The sequence below is a fragment of the uncultured Holdemanella sp. genome, from assembly GCF_934772795.1.
Classification (GTDB): domain Bacteria; phylum Bacillota_I; class Bacilli_A; order Erysipelotrichales; family Erysipelotrichaceae; genus Holdemanella.
Map to the genome: position 1 here is coordinate 1 of NZ_CAKVMR010000014.1, position 19,563 is coordinate 19,563.

18 protein-coding genes are annotated in these 19,563 nt (G+C 35.8%); 7 read left to right on the forward strand and 11 right to left on the reverse strand.

Annotation, left to right across the window (positions count from 1 at the left end):
* The first annotated feature begins 315 nt into the window (after positions 1–315).
* The gene (locus Q0F04_RS04150; RefSeq protein WP_295750565.1) at positions 316–678 is read left to right on the forward strand and encodes a transposase; all 363 of its coding nucleotides are present in this window, start codon (positions 316–318) and stop codon (positions 676–678) included.
* On the opposite strand, the gene Q0F04_RS04155 is transcribed toward Q0F04_RS04150, so the two are convergent.
* From Q0F04_RS04155 to Q0F04_RS04175, 5 genes are all read right to left on the reverse strand, one after another.
* Positions 590–1,300, reverse strand: a complete 711-nt coding sequence (locus Q0F04_RS04155) for a Bax inhibitor-1/YccA family protein (RefSeq protein ID WP_295750485.1) — start codon at positions 1,298–1,300, stop codon at positions 590–592. The two genes, Q0F04_RS04150 and Q0F04_RS04155, sit on opposite strands and share 89 nt — an antisense overlap.
* Position 1,301: 1 nt before the next feature.
* A complete protein-coding gene (locus Q0F04_RS04160) occupies positions 1,302–3,005 on the reverse strand; it encodes a hypothetical protein (protein ID WP_295750488.1) in 1,704 nt (567 codons plus the stop codon).
* A gap of 94 nt (positions 3,006–3,099) precedes the next feature.
* Positions 3,100–4,794, reverse strand: coding sequence for a proline--tRNA ligase (locus Q0F04_RS04165; protein WP_295750491.1), 1,695 nt, complete (start codon positions 4,792–4,794; stop codon positions 3,100–3,102).
* A gap of 19 nt (positions 4,795–4,813) precedes the next feature.
* A complete protein-coding gene (locus tag Q0F04_RS04170; RefSeq protein ID WP_295750494.1) occupies positions 4,814–6,016 on the reverse strand; it encodes a U32 family peptidase in 1,203 nt (400 codons plus the stop codon).
* Positions 6,009–6,872: a U32 family peptidase gene (locus tag Q0F04_RS04175; protein WP_295750496.1), complete on the reverse strand. Its 864-nt coding sequence runs from the start codon at positions 6,870–6,872 to the stop codon at positions 6,009–6,011. Before Q0F04_RS04175 ends, Q0F04_RS04170 begins: the two co-directional genes overlap by 8 nt.
* Before the next feature lie 162 nt (positions 6,873–7,034).
* On the opposite strand from Q0F04_RS04175, the gene Q0F04_RS04180 reads away from it, so the two are divergent.
* A complete protein-coding gene (locus Q0F04_RS04180; protein WP_295566619.1) occupies positions 7,035–7,286 on the forward strand; it encodes an AbrB/MazE/SpoVT family DNA-binding domain-containing protein in 252 nt (83 codons plus the stop codon).
* On the forward strand, positions 7,286–7,609 hold the full coding sequence (locus Q0F04_RS04185) for a type II toxin-antitoxin system PemK/MazF family toxin (RefSeq protein WP_256268926.1): 324 nt from the start codon (positions 7,286–7,288) through the stop codon (positions 7,607–7,609). Before Q0F04_RS04180 ends, Q0F04_RS04185 begins: the two co-directional genes overlap by 1 nt.
* Positions 7,610–7,630: 21 nt before the next feature.
* Here Q0F04_RS04185 and Q0F04_RS04190 read toward each other — a convergent pair whose 3' ends face one another.
* The 4 genes from Q0F04_RS04190 to Q0F04_RS04205 all read right to left on the reverse strand — a co-directional run bounded on the left by Q0F04_RS04190 (position 7,631) and on the right by Q0F04_RS04205 (position 14,362).
* Positions 7,631–8,308: an HAD family hydrolase gene (locus Q0F04_RS04190; protein ID WP_295750501.1), complete on the reverse strand. Its 678-nt coding sequence runs from the start codon at positions 8,306–8,308 to the stop codon at positions 7,631–7,633.
* 41 nt (positions 8,309–8,349) lie between these two features.
* Positions 8,350–9,303 carry a P1 family peptidase gene (locus Q0F04_RS04195; RefSeq protein ID WP_295750503.1) on the reverse strand — a complete coding sequence of 318 codons (954 nt, stop codon included), beginning with the start codon at positions 9,301–9,303 and terminating at the stop codon, positions 8,350–8,352.
* Between the two features lie 80 nt (positions 9,304–9,383).
* The gene (gene nifJ / locus Q0F04_RS04200; RefSeq protein ID WP_295564678.1) at positions 9,384–12,932 is read right to left on the reverse strand and encodes a pyruvate:ferredoxin (flavodoxin) oxidoreductase; all 3,549 of its coding nucleotides are present in this window, start codon (positions 12,930–12,932) and stop codon (positions 9,384–9,386) included.
* Between the two features lie 158 nt (positions 12,933–13,090).
* Entirely contained in the window at positions 13,091–14,362 is a 1,272-nt protein-coding gene (locus tag Q0F04_RS04205) for a glucose-6-phosphate isomerase (RefSeq protein WP_295750505.1), read from the reverse strand.
* Positions 14,363–14,451: 89 nt separating this feature from the next.
* On the opposite strand from Q0F04_RS04205, the gene Q0F04_RS04210 reads away from it, so the two are divergent.
* From Q0F04_RS04210 to Q0F04_RS04225, 4 genes are all read left to right on the forward strand, one after another.
* The gene (locus Q0F04_RS04210) at positions 14,452–14,913 is read left to right on the forward strand and encodes a divergent PAP2 family protein (protein ID WP_117570790.1); all 462 of its coding nucleotides are present in this window, start codon (positions 14,452–14,454) and stop codon (positions 14,911–14,913) included.
* A gap of 17 nt (positions 14,914–14,930) precedes the next feature.
* On the forward strand, positions 14,931–15,167 hold the full coding sequence (locus tag Q0F04_RS04215) for a NifU family protein (protein WP_295750507.1): 237 nt from the start codon (positions 14,931–14,933) through the stop codon (positions 15,165–15,167).
* 41 nt (positions 15,168–15,208) lie between these two features.
* On the forward strand, positions 15,209–16,534 hold the full coding sequence (locus Q0F04_RS04220; protein ID WP_295750510.1) for an MATE family efflux transporter: 1,326 nt from the start codon (positions 15,209–15,211) through the stop codon (positions 16,532–16,534).
* A 126-nt stretch (positions 16,535–16,660) separates the two neighbouring features.
* A complete protein-coding gene (locus Q0F04_RS04225) occupies positions 16,661–17,716 on the forward strand; it encodes an Abi family protein (protein WP_295750514.1) in 1,056 nt (351 codons plus the stop codon).
* 396 nt (positions 17,717–18,112) lie between these two features.
* Here Q0F04_RS04225 and Q0F04_RS04230 read toward each other — a convergent pair whose 3' ends face one another.
* Entirely contained in the window at positions 18,113–18,802 is a 690-nt protein-coding gene (locus tag Q0F04_RS04230) for a Fic family protein (protein ID WP_295750516.1), read from the reverse strand.
* Positions 18,799–19,542, reverse strand: a complete 744-nt coding sequence (locus Q0F04_RS04235) for an alpha/beta hydrolase-fold protein (RefSeq protein WP_295750519.1) — start codon at positions 19,540–19,542, stop codon at positions 18,799–18,801. Before Q0F04_RS04235 ends, Q0F04_RS04230 begins: the two co-directional genes overlap by 4 nt.
* Positions 19,543–19,563: the final 21 nt, after the last annotated feature.

The window sequence follows — 19,563 nt, forward strand, 5'->3', positions numbered from 1 at the left end:
AAAGTAATTTAGCCAAAGATCCTTTATTTATAAGGCTTATAAGCTTTACTTTACATTATTCTCAACTTTACATTATTGCCGCAGCGGCGAATGCCGGTGATTACCTTGACCGGTTCCGTATCCTGAAAGCCAATCAATTTATTTAAATAGCCGTCACGACGCCTGAGTTCATGAGAATCTATCATGTTTTCATACCTCCTGCGCTATTATTATAGCATAAATTGACAAAAAAATCGTATAAATGCACTATAGTGCAAAATCTTTTTGTAATTGACTAATTTTGCAGGGCTCTTAAGAAGAAATCTTAGACCTATAGTGAATTCCTTTACACGTATAAAAGTATATAGAAAAAGCGCACGTACAGAAAAAGAATATTACGCGCGCCTTTCAAATGGACCTATGGAATCCTTTAATCGAAAGCCAAAAGATTTAAAAAGAGATTCCAGAGGTTTCTCCGATTTCAATTATACACGCAATCGCATCCTATTGACTACAAGGAAAAATCCTAGAATAAAAGGAGTTCCTAAATCTATGTATCAGATTCTTTCAAAAAAAGGAAATGTATCATTTAAACACATTTCCTTTTCATTTACTTATTATTACGATTCCCCATGCCAATCAATTGTAAGATTCTTAAGAATATATTCAAGAAATCCAAATACAACTGTAAAGCCATGAAGATGGCGATCTTATCTTGTGCTACGACTGAACCGTCCGATTGAATCAATAAACGATTCATTCTTTGTACATCCCAAACTGTGATGCCTGTAAAGATCAATAGAGTGATAATAGAAAGTAAGCGAACATCCATACTAACTCTAAATAACATCATAAAGCATTGTGTAATAATCAATACAAAAAGTCCAATCAAACATAATGAGCCAAAGCTAGTAAAATCTTTTTTAGATGTTGTACCAATAACAGCTAAACTAATAAAGTAAACTGCACTGACTAGAAAAGCAGTACCAATTGTAGCTACATCATATACATAGCCAATCGAAGTAAGTGAAACGCCCATACAGATGGCATAAAGCACTAACATGACTTTCATACCTGTACTAGATGTAGATCTTGCCATAGACACACCAAAGGCAATGGACAAGATAAATGGTGCAATCACAAACAACATAAATAGAAATGGCGCTGCGCTTAATAAAATCAATAAAGCATTTGTGGCATATAAACCATAAGATACAATTGCCGTGATGGATAAGGCAATAGCCATCCATGCATAAGACTTCAACAAAGCACTTTTTAAAGTGCTTGTTGAGTAATAATTCATTGAATCGTTGTTAAACATATTAATCCTTTTTCTGAATGAATTCTAATAATTGCTGAGCCGCAATATTTAAACCTTTACGGTTTGATTTATCGAATCCTAAGTGCGTATAAATTTCACCAACAAATACTCCGTTGTCTTCTAGAGCCTGGAACATTGTGTCGATGATTGGTTCACAAAGCTCTTGTTTTTGCATAGGACCAAATGGGTTTGCGAAGTAAGTTGTTGAAATACCAACTTCTTGCGTTGTACCCAAAGCCATACGCTTACCTAACTTACAAGTATCTTTTACTTCTTGAACAGATAATTTCTTTAGACCAAATTCATTTGTGTAGTTGTTTGCGTACGCAAATAAATCAATTTTGTGGTTGTGAACAACAACACGATATGGAGCAGCAGGCTGAATCATACGTGAGTTTGGATTTTCTGGAGCCATGAAAATTGAACGGTCCATGTCACGATATGGAGTACCTGGATCCAAGTCATCTAGACGAATGAAGGCACCAATTTCAGTTCCCTGACCATATGGAACTCCATCTTCTAAGTGAATTGTTCCCATATCATCAAATACAACTTCGACTTCACGAATCATATCGCCAGCAGCTGCTTTTAATGCTTCAATGGATTCAGATTTACCAGCACCACTATCACCCATCAACATGATACCTTTCTTAGTTCCATCCTTTAAATAGATGTTTACGAAAGCACCATGGATTGGTAACCAACCTTTTTTCATCTGTGCCAAGTTGTGTAATGTTAAACACATTTTCTTTAAATAACCAAAGTATTCAATACGAGGATTGTCACTAATGCATCCTACCCAAATATCATTGGCCTCATCATAATAAAAGTTTGTTGCATCATTTCCATCATCGTTACCAAAGATCACAACAAGATCTGGTTTTTGAGCACTCTCTTCTTTTGTAGCTAATTCAAATAAGTTAGCCATACTCAATGCACTAGACATATATTTTGAGTTGAAGTATACAAAGCATAATAAAGCTCCAACTTTACAAGGATAACAGAACCAGTTTGATTCTCCCTTTTTGAAATATGTCATTGGCTGTGTATCTACTTCAGTAAACATACCCGTACGTTTACTTGATTTTGGATGCAAAATCATTGGAGTTCTTAACATAACTGTATCAATCATTGGAATATCTTGTAATGCTGCATATTCATCAGCCCATACTTTATCCAAAGTGTGAACAGAGAAACATGCATTTGTTCCAGCTTGAACCTGACGATACACTAAGTTTGGTCTTCCCATTAATTTTTCTTCAAACAAACGATATGTACGAAGAATTAAATCATTTGAAGCTGAGTCAAATGCCACTAATGTATTAATACCAAAATCCGTTGAATTATCGCTCTTCATATATCCAAAACGTTGTAAAGAACGCCAATTACGATACATCTCTTCAATAACACTTAAAGTTGCATCTTTGTCTGATAAATAATATTCATCTTCTAATTCTTCACAAGTAAAGATTGACAATAAACGTAAGAAATGACAGAAATCATTAGCAGCTTCTTTTGAATTCAATTCACCATTCTTTGTTAAATACGCATACATGCTCGCATTATCTGTTTCTTGATATTCAATGAAATATTGAACGAATTTTGCGAACGTATGAGATTTTAATAAAACCTCACGACTCTTTGGATATGCCAAATTATAGTTGATAATAACCTGGTTGTTAAAAATTTCAATTTTATTTTGCATAATTACACTCCTTTAACTATGACTAATATACATGAAAACCTATTGAAAGTAAATGTAAAACTCAATTTTTTGTTTATATTTCAGGTACAAGCGTTTACATGGCGAAAACTTTTTCGATTTCAGAATAAACATCCTCAATCGCAATTTCAGTCTTTTCACCCGTATAACGATCTGTCCACTCTAATTTTCCTTCTTTAACACCACGACCCACAGTAATACGATAAGGAACACCAATCAATTCCATATCCTTGAATTTAACACCTGGACGCTCATTACGATCATCTAAAATCACATCGAACTTGTGTTCTTTACAGAATTCATATAGATCATTGGCAATCTTAACTTGTTCTTCATCCTTTAAAGATACTGGAACAATCGCAAGTCTAAATGGAGCAATTTCAACTGGCCATTTAATACCAAAATCATCATGGTGCTGATCTGCAACCGCAGCCATACATCTTTCTAGACCAATACCATAACTTCCCATCCAAACTGGCTGTAATTGGTTATTGGCATCTGTATAGTAAAGATTCATACTCTTAGAATATTTTGTACCCAATTTAAATAAGTTGCCCACTTCAATACCATGTTGGAAAGTTAACTTCTTACCGCACTTAGGACAAATATCCCCTTCTTTAACCTGACAAAGATCTGCCACTTCAACAGGCTCGAAATCTTTACAATTTACATTCTTAATGTGACGATCCGATTGGTTAGCACCTACAATGAAGTTTTTCATATGTTTGATTTGACGATCCATATACACAGGACAATCAATACCCACTGGGCCTGCAAAACCAACACGAGCATGTGTCACCTTTTCAACTTCTTCAAAGCTAGCCATTTCCATTTCATTCGCACCCAATAATTTCAATGCCTTTGTTTCATTTAATTCACGATCACCAGGAATACAGAATGCGATGACCTTTCCATCTACGTTGTATAGTAATGTTTTAACGAAATCACTTTCTTTCTTACCAAAGAAAGCAGCCACTTCTTCAATTGTTTTTGCGTTTGGCGTATCAACAACTTCCATAGAAAGTTCTTCTTCACTTGAATCTTGCATTGTATCTACTACTTCCGTGATTTCTAAGTTACTTGAATAGTCACAACCAACACAGCCAACAACAACGTCTTCACCAATACTTGATAGAGCTTGATATTCTTCCGATAATAGACCACCCATAGCTCCTGTATCCGCTTTAACGATTTTATATTCCAATCCTAAACGATCCATGATACGGCAATACGCATCATACATTTTGTTGTAAGCTACATCCAACCCAGCTTCATCCACATCAAATGTATACGCATCCTTCATGATAAATTCACGAACACGAATCAAACCATAACGAGGACGAGTTTCATCGCGATATTTCGTTTGAATCTGATATAAGTTATAAGGGAAATCCTTGTAAGATTTTCCATCCATACTACTCGCTACCGCAAACAATTCTTCATGTGTTGGCCCCAAAACATAACGCTTATTATATCGATCACTCAATGAGAACATGTTAGAACCAAATGCTTCACGACGACCCGATTGTACATATACATCTTCTGGAATCAATGCAGGCATCAACAATTCTTGTGCATCTTTCGCATCCATTTCTTCACGAATAATATTTTCTACTTTAGAAAGAACCTTCTTTCCCATAGGCATGATCATATAGATTCCATTTGAACATTTTTTGATCATTCCAGCACGCACCAACAAATTACTTGATACGCTATCTTCATCTTTCGCATTTTCTCTTAATGTATAAAAGAAACTCTGACTTAATTTCATCTTTACTTACCTCTTCCACTTATCTTATCTTACGAATCATCGCATCGACTTCAATTGGCCCAGACCACTTTGTATGTACGATCTGCATCGGCTTGTTACAAACCTCTAATACATTTTCTTCACTATCATACACATCCCCAACATGTACAATCGTACTTAAAATGTGAGGACCAAATATTTCTAAATCCTGATTGGGCATGAAATGATTCTTTACTTGTAAAGTCGCCATCTGACTTTCCTTGTCATAATCCTGTACAATGGCTACATATTCCTGCGTTACCGTTTCATCATGATCTTGATACAACTGCACCTTATATCCAGGAAGCCCATTATAGAAGCCCGGCCCTGTCGGTCGATTTTCTGCCTTGGCAATTTCCTTTTTTACACGCTCAATGATTTCAACATCCGCATGCCCATGCTCATAAATATAATCAATCAACATACGATAACTCGATACAACCGTAGCTAAATAATAAGCACTTTTCATACGCCCTTCAATTTTTAAAGACGCTACACCCATATGGATGAAATCCTCAATATAATCTACTGCCTGCAAATCCTTTGAAGACATAGAAAATAAATTGGTCGGATCACTCAGTTCAGTTTCACCATCCATCAAATGATATTTCCAACGACAACTCTGTGCACACCCACCACGATTCGCATCACGAAGCGTCATATGATTGCTCAATACACAACGTCCTGAAAAAGAAATACACATGCCTCCATGAATAAAGACTTCAATTGGAAGAATACTCTCTTCACAAATCGAACGAATATCATCCATTTGACATTCTCTGGCAAGCACAACACGGTCCATACCCTTTTCTTTCCAGAATCTTGCAGCACTTGAATTTGTAGAAGAATGCTGCGTTGATACATGCACCTCAAATTGACATCCAAGTTTTTTAGCCAACATCATGATCGATGGACTTGCCACAATAATCGCATGCACGCCAATCGAATCCAACGTTTTTAAATACTCTTCAATTCCATCCAAATCCGACTCATGCGGAAGCATATTTACAGTCACATGCACATGAGAGTTATGTGCATTCGCAAACTGAACCAATTCTGCGATTTCATCAATGGAAAAGTTACTTGCACGTGAACGCAAACTAAACTGCTTACCACCAATATATACGGCATCCGCCCCATATAAAATCGCAATCTTCGCTTTTTCTAAATTTCCAGCAGGAGCCAATAATTCGATCTTATTCATTTACTTGCTCCTCCTTTTTCTTAATTGTTTCTTCTAAATACCAACGGTTTGTCGATTCATCATCCGTAATCTTAATACCCTGTAAAGCCAAATTATATAAATCTAAGATTTCAACTGTCCAGTCATCATCAAAGAACAAAGAATCAATACGGAAACGGTGCATTCCTACATCCGTAAAATCCCACATTTCTTGTAATGAATTGATTGGCATTTCACTAAAGATATGCGTACCCGTTTCATCTTGTACAATTGGCATACGCTGCTCTCGTGTTTGTTCAATCAAGTCATAATGACACGGTAATGCACATACCGGTTTATTCACAGCCTCTAAATAATTTGTGACTAAAGGTCTTCTTGAATATAGAATGGAGAAATATCCATGCACTAAGATTTCAACATTTGGATTGTGTTTTCCAATACTTACCACTTCTTCAAGACTCAATTCATGCGCTAAAGATACAGACTGAATCCCTAAAGACATATAGAAATCCACATCTGCACTGGAAGCTACCAATGTTTCGGGTTGATAAATCAATTTCGATTCAATTCCCAATTGTTTTGCCTCAAAATATAGACCTTCATCCGCATAGTAAATACCATCTACATCTAGTTCTTTAAAAATAGAAAAGTATTCACGAACACCCGCTAGATCTTCATCCATACATAGTCTTAAAAAGTTGATATATAATTTTAGACCAAGCTTTTTACACTTCTTCTTCCAAAGCTGTAAATCCTCTTTTTTCACCGTAATACTCGAACGAATCGAATAATGTTCAACCCCAATGATTACGGCATCGGCCTTCGCTCTTTTTAATTTTTCTAATGAATCAATAGAATGAATTGTTGTTATAAACATAATTACTCCTTATCAAAACATACAGAACTATTTTACCACAAATGTGATTCTATGCCTAACCCTAAAATCATCACTATAATTATATTTAAGCCATTGACTTTTTGTTTATACATTGTATATACTTATTGTAGAGACAGACAGTAATGAAAGGAGACATACATCATGACTCAAAACAGTTTAAAAATTGCTAAATGGGGAAACGGACAAGGCATTAGATTACCTATGGCAGTGATGAAACTTCTATCTTTAAAAGCTGGAGACGAACTGCAAATGACAGTTCAAAATGAAACAATTGTTCTTGTACCCAAAAAAGAAAAAAAATTAACATTAGCTGAAAGATTCGCAAATTATGACGGACCGACTGAACAAAAAGAAATTTGGTCTGATGAAATTGTCGGTAAGGAGGAAATTTAATGTCTTTTAAACAAGGCGATATCGTATATATAGACCTTGACCCTACTAAGGGGCACGAACAAGCAGGAAAACGCCCATGCTTAGTTATTTCCAATAATGATTACAACAAAATCATGGGTCTTTTCATCGTTTGCCCAATAACCAATAACACAAAAAATTTTCCAACACATGTAAAACTTGATTCTAATACTATTACAACTGGATGTGTTTTATGTGAACATGTAAAAACATTAGATTTAAAAGCAAGAAAAGCCACAAAAAAAGAAGAATGTCCACAAAACATCCTTCAAGAAGTACTCGATATAGTTCATTCATGTATTTAATTATTAGGTTAGACGATTTGTCTAACCTTTTTTAACGAATTCAACCAATTCTTTAGCCGAATATACCACATGATCTGCACAAGGCCCACTTGCCTGATGATGACGATTAAAATGAATTGTCTTCATACCTGCACTTTTAGCACCCTGCATATCATTGATATAGTTATCCCCTACATAGTACCATTCACTTATATCTTCATTCATGAATTCCATACACTTTTTAAATGCGTTCACATCCGGTTTTGCGACACCCAATTGTCCACTCGTAAATACATTTTCCGGTTTAAAATAATCAAAGACACGAAGCACTTCTAACTTCATTCTTTGATGCGCATCCTCTCCATTTGTCAAAACTGCCAGTTCATCTTCACAATTCGAGAAATAATCAACCAATGGTGCATCCATTTCAATATGATGCTGATAATATTTATAGCGAGACTGAAACTCTACAGCTTTTGAATGACTAAACTTGATTCCATACTTTTCACAAGCCTTCTCAATACGATATACTCCCGATTCATCAATCGTAATCTTTCCTTGTTGTAGATCATCAAAAATCATGTCTCCAAACTTACGATAATCCGCATAAAATAAATCCATATCCACATTTACATTAGGAAGGAATTCTTCCATACATTTGCGAAATGGCCAAGATAAATCATAAAGTGTATCATCACAATCAAACATTAATTTCTTCATATTATCACCGAAAGAAATATACCATAAAAGTGAAGATTCGACTACTGAATCTTCACTTGATTTAAACTCTTACGAACATGTCCAGACTGACCCATTACCTCTTCATTTTCAATTAAAGATAAGTGCACAGCTTCTTTACAAGATTCAATCGCTGCATCAAATACAACATTGATCTTATTGTCATTGATTTGTTTTAAAGTATGAATTTCTTCAGATCCAAAACGATTAGCGGTACTAAACGCAATCGCAATATCACCAGAACCATTGCCCATATGTGATCCTGTTAAAGCTAAACCGACTGGCATACGATTACATACTCTATGTAGTTGTCGATCACTTAATGGAGCATCCGTCGCAATGATCATCATGATCGAACCTTTTTCTTGTTCTAAAGGTAATTTATTCCCTTCGACTTTATCTAATAAATATTGTTCTCTTAAACCAAAATTAGAAAGTACTAGTACTCCTAAAGTATATTTATTTCCATCAATTTCAAAAACTCTTGAACTTGATCCAATACCACCAGACATTTCAAAACAAGACATGCCTCGTCCAGCTCCAACACTGCCTAGTTCAAATTCTTTTTTACAATCACTATACGCATCATTTACATCTTCTTTTGTAACAACACAATCGCGAATCGCATTTAAATAGCCGTCGTTACATTCTCCAACGACAACATTCACACTCGTTAGATCTTCATTTTCTTTGACCATGATATCCACTAAGCCTTGTTGAACAACACCCACATTTAAAGTGTTTGTCAAACAAATATAGCTTTCCAAAGTACCCAGCTCCATAATTTGTGGTAACCCTGTTGTCTTGCCAAAACCATTTAGAATACTACATCCACAAGCTAGCTTTTGATGAAACACATCTTCAGCCGTACGAATGAAAGTCACACCTGTTTGATGAGAGCCAGAACGGATTGTTTTATGTCCAACCAATACGCCTTCTACATCTGTTATTCGATTTAATTTACCTTTTTCCATCATAAAACACCTCTTACAAACTATTATAGTTATGTTTCAAAGAAAAAAGAAGCTGAAATCAATCAGCTTCTTTATTTATTTTCTTACTTGTAAAGTTCTACTAAACGTTGTAAGTGTTCGTAACGTTCTTTAGCTACTTCTTCTGACTTAGCAAATAATTTTTCTGCTCTTTCAGGGAATGGTTTCACTAAACGAGTGTAACGAGATTCGTTGTGTAAGAAGTCTTGGTAAGTTCCATCTCCTTCTTTAGAAGTTAATGTGAATGGGTTCTTGCCTGCTTCTTTCTTAGCTGGATCAAATGAGAATAAGTTCCAGTATCCAGATTTAACAGCTTTCTTCATTTCATCTTGACAGTGGTTCATTCCACCCTTAGCAATACCGTGTAATTCACATGGTGCATAACCGATGATTAAAGATGGTCCTGGATAAGCTTCTGCTTCAGCAATACATTTAACTGCTTGTGCAGGGTTAGCTCCAAGAGCGATTTGTGCTACATAAACGTATCCGTAGCTCATTGCGATTTCTGCTAAAGATTTTTTCTTCATTTCTTTACCAGCTGCAGCGAACTGACAAACTTCACCGATGTTAGATGCTTTAGAAGCCTGTCCACCAGTGTTTGAATACATTTCTGTATCGAATACCATAACGTTTACGTTTTCACCTGATGCAAGAACGTGGTCTAATCCACCGAATCCGATATCATAAGCCCATCCGTCTCCACCGAAGATCCAAACAGATTTCTTAGCTAAGTATTCTTTCTTGTCTAATACAGCTTTAGCATCTGGGCATCCAGCTTCAGCAGCTTTTTCTACTTCAACTAATAATGCTTTTGTTGCTTCTGTGTTAGTACGAGTATTTTCTTTAGTTTCCATGAATTTTTCGAATGCAGCCTTGAATTCAGGAGTTGCTTTTTCGCTTTCGTTCATAGCACCTAATTTTTCGATAGCTTGTTCACGTAATACTTTTTGTCCTAATTGCATACCGAATCCGTGTTCAGCATTGTCTTCGAACAATGAGTTAGCCCATGCTGGTCCTTGTAAGCTATCTTTGTTTACTGTATATGGAGATACAGATGCTGGACCACCCCAGATTGAAGAACATCCAGTTGCATTTGATACATACATGTGTTCACCAAATAACTGAGTAATTAAACGAGCATAAGATGTTTCAGCACATCCAGCACATGATCCAGAGAACTCTAACAATGGTTGGTTGTATTGAGAACCCTTAACTGTGTCATCAGCGAATCCAGAATCTTTCTTAGAAACGTTAGCTACTAAGTAATCGAACACTGGTTGTTGGTCAGCTTGAGATTCTTGAGGAACCATCTTGATTGCTTGCGTTGGACATACAGTGATACATTCACCACATCCCATACAATCTAATGGAGATACGCTCATTGTATATTTGAATTCTGTAGCTTTTGGTTTAACATCAGCTAATTTGATTTGTGCAGGAGCAGCCTTAACTTCGTCTTCACTTAATAAGAATGGACGAATTGTAGCATGTGAACATACGAATGCACATTGGTTACATTGGATACATTTTTCAGGATCCCATTCAGGAACTGTAACGGCTGTACCACGTTTTTCGTAAGCACTAGCACCAGTTTCCCATTGACCATCGATGTTTCCAGTAAATGCAGATACAGGTAATGAATCTCCATCCATTTTGTTAACTGGTTCCATGATGTCTTTAACCATCTTAACTGTTGCAGGACGTCCTGACAATTCAGGTTTTGGTGCATCAGCTTCTGGGTTAGCCCAAGATGCAGGAATTTCAACTTTGTGAGTTGCGCCAACACCAGCATCGATAGCTTTATAGTTCATTTCAACAACTGCATCACCCTTCTTAGAGTAAGATTTCTTAGCAGCTGCTTTCATGTAATCTACAGCTTCGTCAATTGGCATAATGTTTGCTAATTTGAAGAATGCAGATTGTAAGATTGTGTTTGTACGTTTACCCATACCGATTTCGATAGCTTTATCGATGGCATTGATTGTGTACAATTGGATATTGTTGTCTGCGATATATTTTTTAGATTCAGCAGGCATGTGTTTGTCTAATTCTTCGTCTGACCATTGGCAGTTGATCATGAATACACCACCAGGTTTAACGTCTTGAACCATCTTGTATCCATTTACTACATATGAAGGGTTGTGACATGCTACGAAGTCAGCCTGGTTAATGTAGTATGGGCTACGGATTGGTTTGTCTCCGAAACGCAAGTGAGAAATTGTGATACCACCTGTTTTCTTAGAGTCATATTGGAAGTAAGCCTGAATGTATTTGTCAGTGTGGTCACCGATGATCTTAGTAGAGTTCTTGTTAGCACCTACAGTACCATCTCCTCCAAGACCCCAGAATTTACATTCAACAGTTCCTGGAGTTGAAGTGTTAGGAGCTGGTTTAACTTCTGGCAATGATAAGTTTGTAACGTCATCCACGATACCGATTGTGAAACGAGGTTTTGGTTCGTCTTTTAACAATTCAGTGTAAACAGCGAATACACTTGAAGGTGGAGTATCCTTAGATCCTAAACCATAACGTCCACCGCAAAGAGTGATGTCATTTAATCCTGCTTCGCGAAGTGTTGTAGCTACATCTAAGTATAATGGGTCAGCTAGAGCACCTGGTTCTTTAGTACGGTCAAGTACGGCAACTTTCTTAGCTGTCTTAGGAAGAACTTTTAATAAGTGTTTGCTTGACCAAGGACGGTATAAACGAACCTTAACTAAACCAACTTTTTCTCCTTTTGCAGTTAAGTAGTCGATAACTTCTTCAGCAACGTCATTGATAGAACCCATAGCGATGATTACACGATCAGCTTCAGGATCTCCATAGTAGTTGAACAAGTCATAGTTTGTTCCTAATTTTTCGTTGATTTTACCCATGTATTTTTCTACTACAGCAGGTAATTCATCATATGCAGTGTTACATGCTTCACGGTGTTGGAAGAAGATGTCTCCATTTTCGTGAGAACCACGCATAGTTGGACGTTCTGGATTTAAAGCGTGTTTACGGAATTCCTCAACTGCTTCCATTGGACACATTTCTTTTAAATCTTCGTAGTCCCATTTTTCGATTTTTTGAATTTCGTGAGAAGTACGGAATCCATCAAAGAAGTTAATGAATGGTACTTTACCTTCTAAAGCAGCTAAATGAGCTACTGGAGATAAGTCCATAACTTCCTGTGGGTTAGTTTCACATAACATAGCGAAACCTGTTTGACGACAAGCATAAACGTCTGAGTGATCACCAAAGATGTTCAATGCGTGAGTTGCAACTGTACGTGCAGATACATCGAATACACATGGTAATTGTTCAGCAGCGATCTTGTACATGTTTGGAATCATCAATAATAAACCTTGAGATGCAGTGAATGTATTCGTCAATGCACCAGCAGCTAATGATCCGTGAACAGCACCAGCAGCACCTGCTTCTGATTGTAATTCACTTACAACTACTTGATTTCCAAAAATATTTTTTTGTCCAGCTGCAGACCATTGGTCAATAGAGTCTGCCATAGGACTAGATGGAGTAATAGGATAAATTGCAGCAACGTCTGTAAAAGCATACGCAACGTGAGCCGCAGCCGTATTTCCATCCATAGACTGTTTTGCTCTAGGCATTAATATTTCCTCCTTTATAGATATTCAATACCATAGTTTATTATACGAGCTTCATGTCAAATTTTAAAGGTAAAATTCACTATAGAGGTTAGTCTCATCTAATTTGTAAGCGTATAAAAAAGAGACGTAAACACTTGCTTACATCTCTATTTTCATCATTATTCTTTACCTAATAATTTGAACATGTTCTTTTTATAAACTTCAACACCAGGTTGGTTGAATGGGTTAGAATCATTCATCAAAGTTGTCATTGCGATGGCCTTGAAGAAGAACATACACATATTACCAAAGTCATAAGAAGTCATGCCTGGCATAGTCAATAAGATATTTGGAACTCCACCAGTTTCTTCATGAGCCTGTAATGTTCCTTTGGCAGCCATTTTATTAGCCCAATCCACACTCTTACCAGCCAAGTAGTTCATTCCATCTTCGTTTGCTTCATCATTAGGGAATATTAAATCGATCATTGGTGTTTCAACATATAAGTTTGTTTCAAACAATACTTTCTTACCTTCCTGAACAAATTGTCCTAAAGAGTGTAAGTCTGTTGAGAAGCATACTGAATCCGGTAAAATACCCTTTCCATCTTTTCCTTCACTTTCACCAAACAATTGTTTCCACCATTCAGCAACCATCTGCATTTGTGGTTCATAGTTTACTAACAATTCAACATCATATCCTTGGTTTTGAAGAATACGACGAGCAACCGCATAACGGTAAGCAGGGTTCTTTTCAAGATCTGCATCTCCATATTCACCCATACCATCATGTAACCCTTTCATCAATGCATCGATATCAATACCAGCTACTGCGATTGGTAATAATCCAACTGGAGTAATAACTGAGAAACGACCACCGATATCATCAGGAATTACGAATGTTTCATATCCTTCTTTATCAGCTAATGCTTTTAATGTTCCTCTAGCCTTGTCTGTAGTGGCAATAATACGATTCTTCGCATCTTCACCATATTTTTCTTCCATGAATTGTTTCAAGATACGGAATGCCAATGCGGTTTCTGTTGTAGTTCCAGACTTAGAAATAACATTGACTGTAACTTCCTTATCCTTAATATAGTTCATAACCTGTGAAATATAAGTAGATGAGAAAGTATTTCCCATATAAATAATTTCAGGCTTGTTGTCACCATATAAACCATTCATCATTTCAATGGCAGCACGAGCACCTAAATAAGATCCTCCAATACCACATACAACAAATACTTCTGTATTTTCACGTACTTTTGTGGCAACCTCTTTAATGCGACTAAATTCTTCTTTATCATAATTGTTAGCCCAGTTTAGCCAACCGATAAAGTCGTTACCCTTACATGTACCATTTTGTAAAGCTTCATCAATTGCGCGAACTTGTTCTTGATAAGCCTTTACATCTTCTTTTAAGAAAGCATGATTTAAATCTAATTGAATCATTTTTATTTCCCTCCATAGCTATCCTAAGGATGATTATACCACGAATTAACAATGTGTGATATAATGTTTTTCGTTAGGAGTGTGAGTTTATGATACCATCGTCCTTATATCCACTTGTCACAGCTCTTTTGAGCAATATACTTGCACAAGTGTTAAAAACGGTCGTATATTATTATAGAACTGGCAAATGGGACTTTCACTGGGTCCTCGCAAGTGGCGGCTTTCCAAGCAGTCACTCATCAACTGTAACAGCCCTTTCCCTTTCCATTGGAATTCAGGAAGGATTTGACTCAGCCATATTTGCCGTAACCACCATCTTTTCCTTTATTGTTATGTACGATGCATGCCACGTACGCTACTATTCCGGTAAAAACATTGAACTAACCCAACAATTAGTCAAAGATTTACGCGAAATGACAGGACTTCACTTTGATGATCCCATCTATCAGGAAAAGTTAAAAAACGTACTTGGACATAAATTTGTCGAAGTCATTGGTGGATTTGTGGTTGGACTTGCTGTCCCATTGATTTTATGTCCACTATTTTTATAAGTTAGGAGTGTTGTAGTATGGATACTGTAGATAGTAAAGCCGTTAATGATTGTTTAGATAAGATTCGCCCTTATATTCAACATGACGGAGGCGACATTGAACTATTAGGAGTTGATGAATTCAATGTTGTCTATGTATCTTTCAAAGGTGCATGTCAAGGATGTATGATGGCTTCTGAAGATTTCTCAAGCGGAATCAAAGATTTATTGCTTGAAGAAGTGCCAAACATCCGTGATGTAGTACTAGTAGGTTAAGATATCGAAAGATATCTTTTTATTTTTTTAAGGAGTTTACCATGTACACCAAAGAACAATTAAAAAGACTCATTGTCCCATTAATGTTCGAACAAGTTTTAACCGCATTAATGGGATCTGTCGACACCATTATGGTCACCAACATAGGATCGGTCGCCATTTCTGCCGTCTCCCTTGTCGATTCATTAAATATTTTGATTATCAACATATTTGCCGCCATGGCAACTGGTGGCGCCATCATCTGCGCCCAATACCTAGGATCCAATCAAAAAGACAAGGCCAACCAAGCCTTGAAACAATTGATTTTTTCCGTAACCCTTATTTCTATATTGATCACGATTCCCTGCATTCTATTTAGAAGACCATTACTTACCCTGATATTTGGTTCTGTAGAAAAAAGTGTGATGGACAATTCATTAAGCTACCTATACATCACAGCCTTATCCTATCCATTTATCGCACTATATAATGCAGGTGCTGCAAGCTTTCGAACTAGCCAAAACTCAAAACTTCCCATGGCCATTGCGTTTGGCTCTAACATATTAAACATTATAGGAAATGTATTCTTCATCTTTACCCTAAGCTTAGGAGTAGCAGGAGCTGCCCTATCCACACTTCTTTCTAGAATCATTAGTGCCGCTATTATCCTGATTCTTTTAAAACAATCCAAACAAGATTTATATGTCGATTCCTATTTAAGTATCCGACCAAAAATTGAAACAATCACAAAAATATTAAAAATTGGAATTCCAACCGGCATTGAAAACGGAATGTTTCAATTTGGAAAACTCGTCATTCAATCCACCATTTCAACTATGGGAACAACCGCCATTGCCGCCCAAGCCATGGTAGCCATGCTAGAAAGCTTTGCCTGCCAAGCAAGCATTGGAGTAGGCCTTGGTATGATGACTGTTGTAGGAAAATGTGTAGGTGCTAAAGAATACGAACAAGCTAAACACTATACAATGTTACTAACAAAATATGCATGGATAGCCTGCATTATATGTTGTGCTATGATCATGTTTCCAATCAAACAAATCACTAGTCTTGCGGGAATGGAGACGGAAAGTGCTAAACTAGCCATTTGGCTAACACGCATTGTCTTCACATACAAAATGTTCTTCTGGACTACATCATTCTTACCAGGCTATGGCCTAAGAGCTGCAGGCGATGTAAAATTCAGCATGATCACATCCACTCTATCCATGTGGATCTGCAGAGTTGTAGTGACCATCTTTTTAGTTCATACATTCCACATGGGCCCATTAGCCGTATGGATTGGTATGGGAGCCGATTGGACGATTCGTTCATTTATCTTCTTAGCTCGTTTTAAATCGAATAAGTGGCTCGAACATAAGGTCATCTAACATAAAAGGAGTAGTTCACGCTTAATGTCTGTGAGATGCATATATTGTGCATCTCTTTTTTAGTGCAATATCGTATTTATTTTGACACCATGATAATATATAAAATGAAGAAATGGAGTCTTACAGATGAATGAGAAAAGAGAAATCAAAACATATAAATCAATTGATGAAATGGTTGAATACTTATACAAATCAAAAAAGATTATTGTGGATGATGAAGATAAACATTACTTTTCTGAGAGAAATTACATATCTATGATCAACCCCTACAAGCAATTTTTTTCAACAGGCAGAAACAACAAAGGAAAATTAATATATAAAAAAGAACACAACTTCAAAGAACTTATAAATATAATAAAAATTGATGATGAATTCAGTAAGTTAATGTATGAAAAAATAGGCCTATTTGAAAAGAAATTAAAGGTAGTGGTTTTTAACGAAATGTGTCTGAAATATGTTAACTGTGAGGATTGTTCAAAAGATAAAACATGTACTATTTATTTAAAGGAAATTAAAGACTTTTTAGAAAATGGAGTTACGTGTCCTAGATTTTGTGGGAATTACTTTTACATTTATGAAAAAATCGCTCGAAATTCTACCGACAAGAAGAATGACACATATAATTTAGAGCGAAAGAGAGATTTGCTAGAGCACATTTATCAAATAGGTAAAGGAGAACACATAAATGGTTCAAAACTAGATGAAATTGAAAAATGTAAAAACAAATTAGTCTTGCATTACTTATCAAAAGAAACTAAAAAAGTTCCCTTGTGGATTGTTCCAAATGCACTTACATTAGGGGAACTTCAGACTTTATTTTTGATGTTGGATACAGTATCTCAGAAAAGAATAGTTGCAGCCATGAAAAATTCCAACAAATTAAAAATTGACAATAAAGATATCATTAGTTTTTCAGGGCATATAGAACTAATACGCCAAATGAGAAATATTATTAATCACTACGAACCCTTGTTACCTTTTTTAATTTCAGAAATGACAAACAAAAAGATAGAAGATTCGAAATTATTCATCACTTTAAAGTTGTTAGATGAGCAATTTTCTAAAATTGAGATTTCTGATTTAAAAGCTAATATGGATGTAAATAGCGTTAATTCAAAATCTAAACGGATTTTAGATTTTATGTTTCAAACCATAAAGGAAAACAATTCAAAATTTTTATAATCACAAAAAATATAAGAATATTGAGTCTTTTCAAAAATAAAAAGCGAGCCCTATCGATTGGTTACGATAGTGATTCGCTAGTTTGCCGTCTGATGACGACCTTCGTCACTGGTAATATACCACACATCTGTGAAAATGCAAGGAAATTATTAAGCACTAATTGAGGCCTTCTGATTCAAAAATGGTAATGTCATAGTGAAACCAATTCATTCTTAATAATTGTCATACTTCCTTTAATATTTGTTCCATAATTCCACATGGGCCCATTAGCCGTATGGATTGGTATGGGAGCCGTTTGGACGATTCGTTCATTTATTTTCTTAGCTCGTTTTAAAACAAATAAGTGGCTCGAACATAAGGTTATCTAACACAAAAGGAGTAGTTCACGCTACTCCTTTAAAAATCAAATTGTTCGCAAACAGAAGCATAAATATCTTGTTGTGTTAAAAGAGTATCAATTAAATAATTTCTTTCAAAATCCCATTCTTTTAAGCCACGCAGATAAAATGCACGATCTCGATCTAAGAGTACAAATGGAATACAATTATTCTGTAGACATTGTTTAAACATAATCATCCGTCCAGTACGTCCATTTCCATCGCCAAACGGATATATTCTTTCAAAACAAACATGAAATTCTACAATATCTTCAAATGATAGAACCCCTTTATTTTGAAACTTTTCCAACAAAGCATCTAATTCCGTTTCAACATCAGCTGGTTTTGTCGTTTTAAAAGGATTTATCATTCCAATCCCATTAACTCTTACTTTAAAACCACCCACATTGTATGCTGGATTATCCTCATAAGACGTACCTCTTTTCAAAATCATATTCATTTGAATCATCATTTCTTTTGATAATGGTTCATCCACTGTTTTTAACATATAATCAAACAACCGAAAATGATTTCGTGCTTCTAGTGCATCATCTGAATGAATTGTTAAATCGTTCGTTTCAAATATTTGTATGATTTGATCCTTAGACAATTTAGAGCCTTCAATTTTATTTGAATGATACGCAAAGTTAATTTGTGTCCACACATACAAATCCTTATGTGAAATCAATACATTTTTAATATTTGTCATACTTCTTTAAATATTTGTTCCATGAAATACTGTAGTTGTACTTTCCACCAAGGCCAGTCATGATACACATCATAACCCCAGAAATCACACCAAGCCTCGATGTGTTGATCATAAAGGATGGTGCTAAATCGTCTTAAAGATTCAACACATTCTTGTTCCCAATTGCCTTGGCCTACACAAAAGATCAATTTAGATTGTTTATATAATTCCATATAGGGATGATCTAAAGACATATTTTTCATGTAGGCACATGGATTATTATGGTATGTATTTTCATCATGATAATCTCCATAGAACAGTTCTGTATCATAAATACCCGATAGGGCTAATAAAGTATCGAATTGTTTAGGAAAACGGAAAATCAAATTTGTGGCATGTGTTGCTCCAAGACTTGCCCCCGTAACCATCCATTTATCATGATTATTCATCTTTTCTTGTACACTAGGAATTAACTCAGTAAGAATATATTCAATCCACAGTTCATGTTTCAACATACGAACCTTTGTGTTATAAGGATAGGACCATGTTTCTAAATCCAAAGTATCACATGTTACGATTGTTAATTGATTGGCTTCGATCCATTTGGAAACTTCATGAATCATACCACGATCTTCCCATTCAAAGAAACGTCCATTTTGACTTGGAATGGCCAGACATAATTTGCCGCCTTGACCATAGATTTTATATTCCATTTCGCGATCCAAACAATTTGAATACTCTTTTATATATTGTACTTGCATGGTGTTACCCCTTTCAGAAAA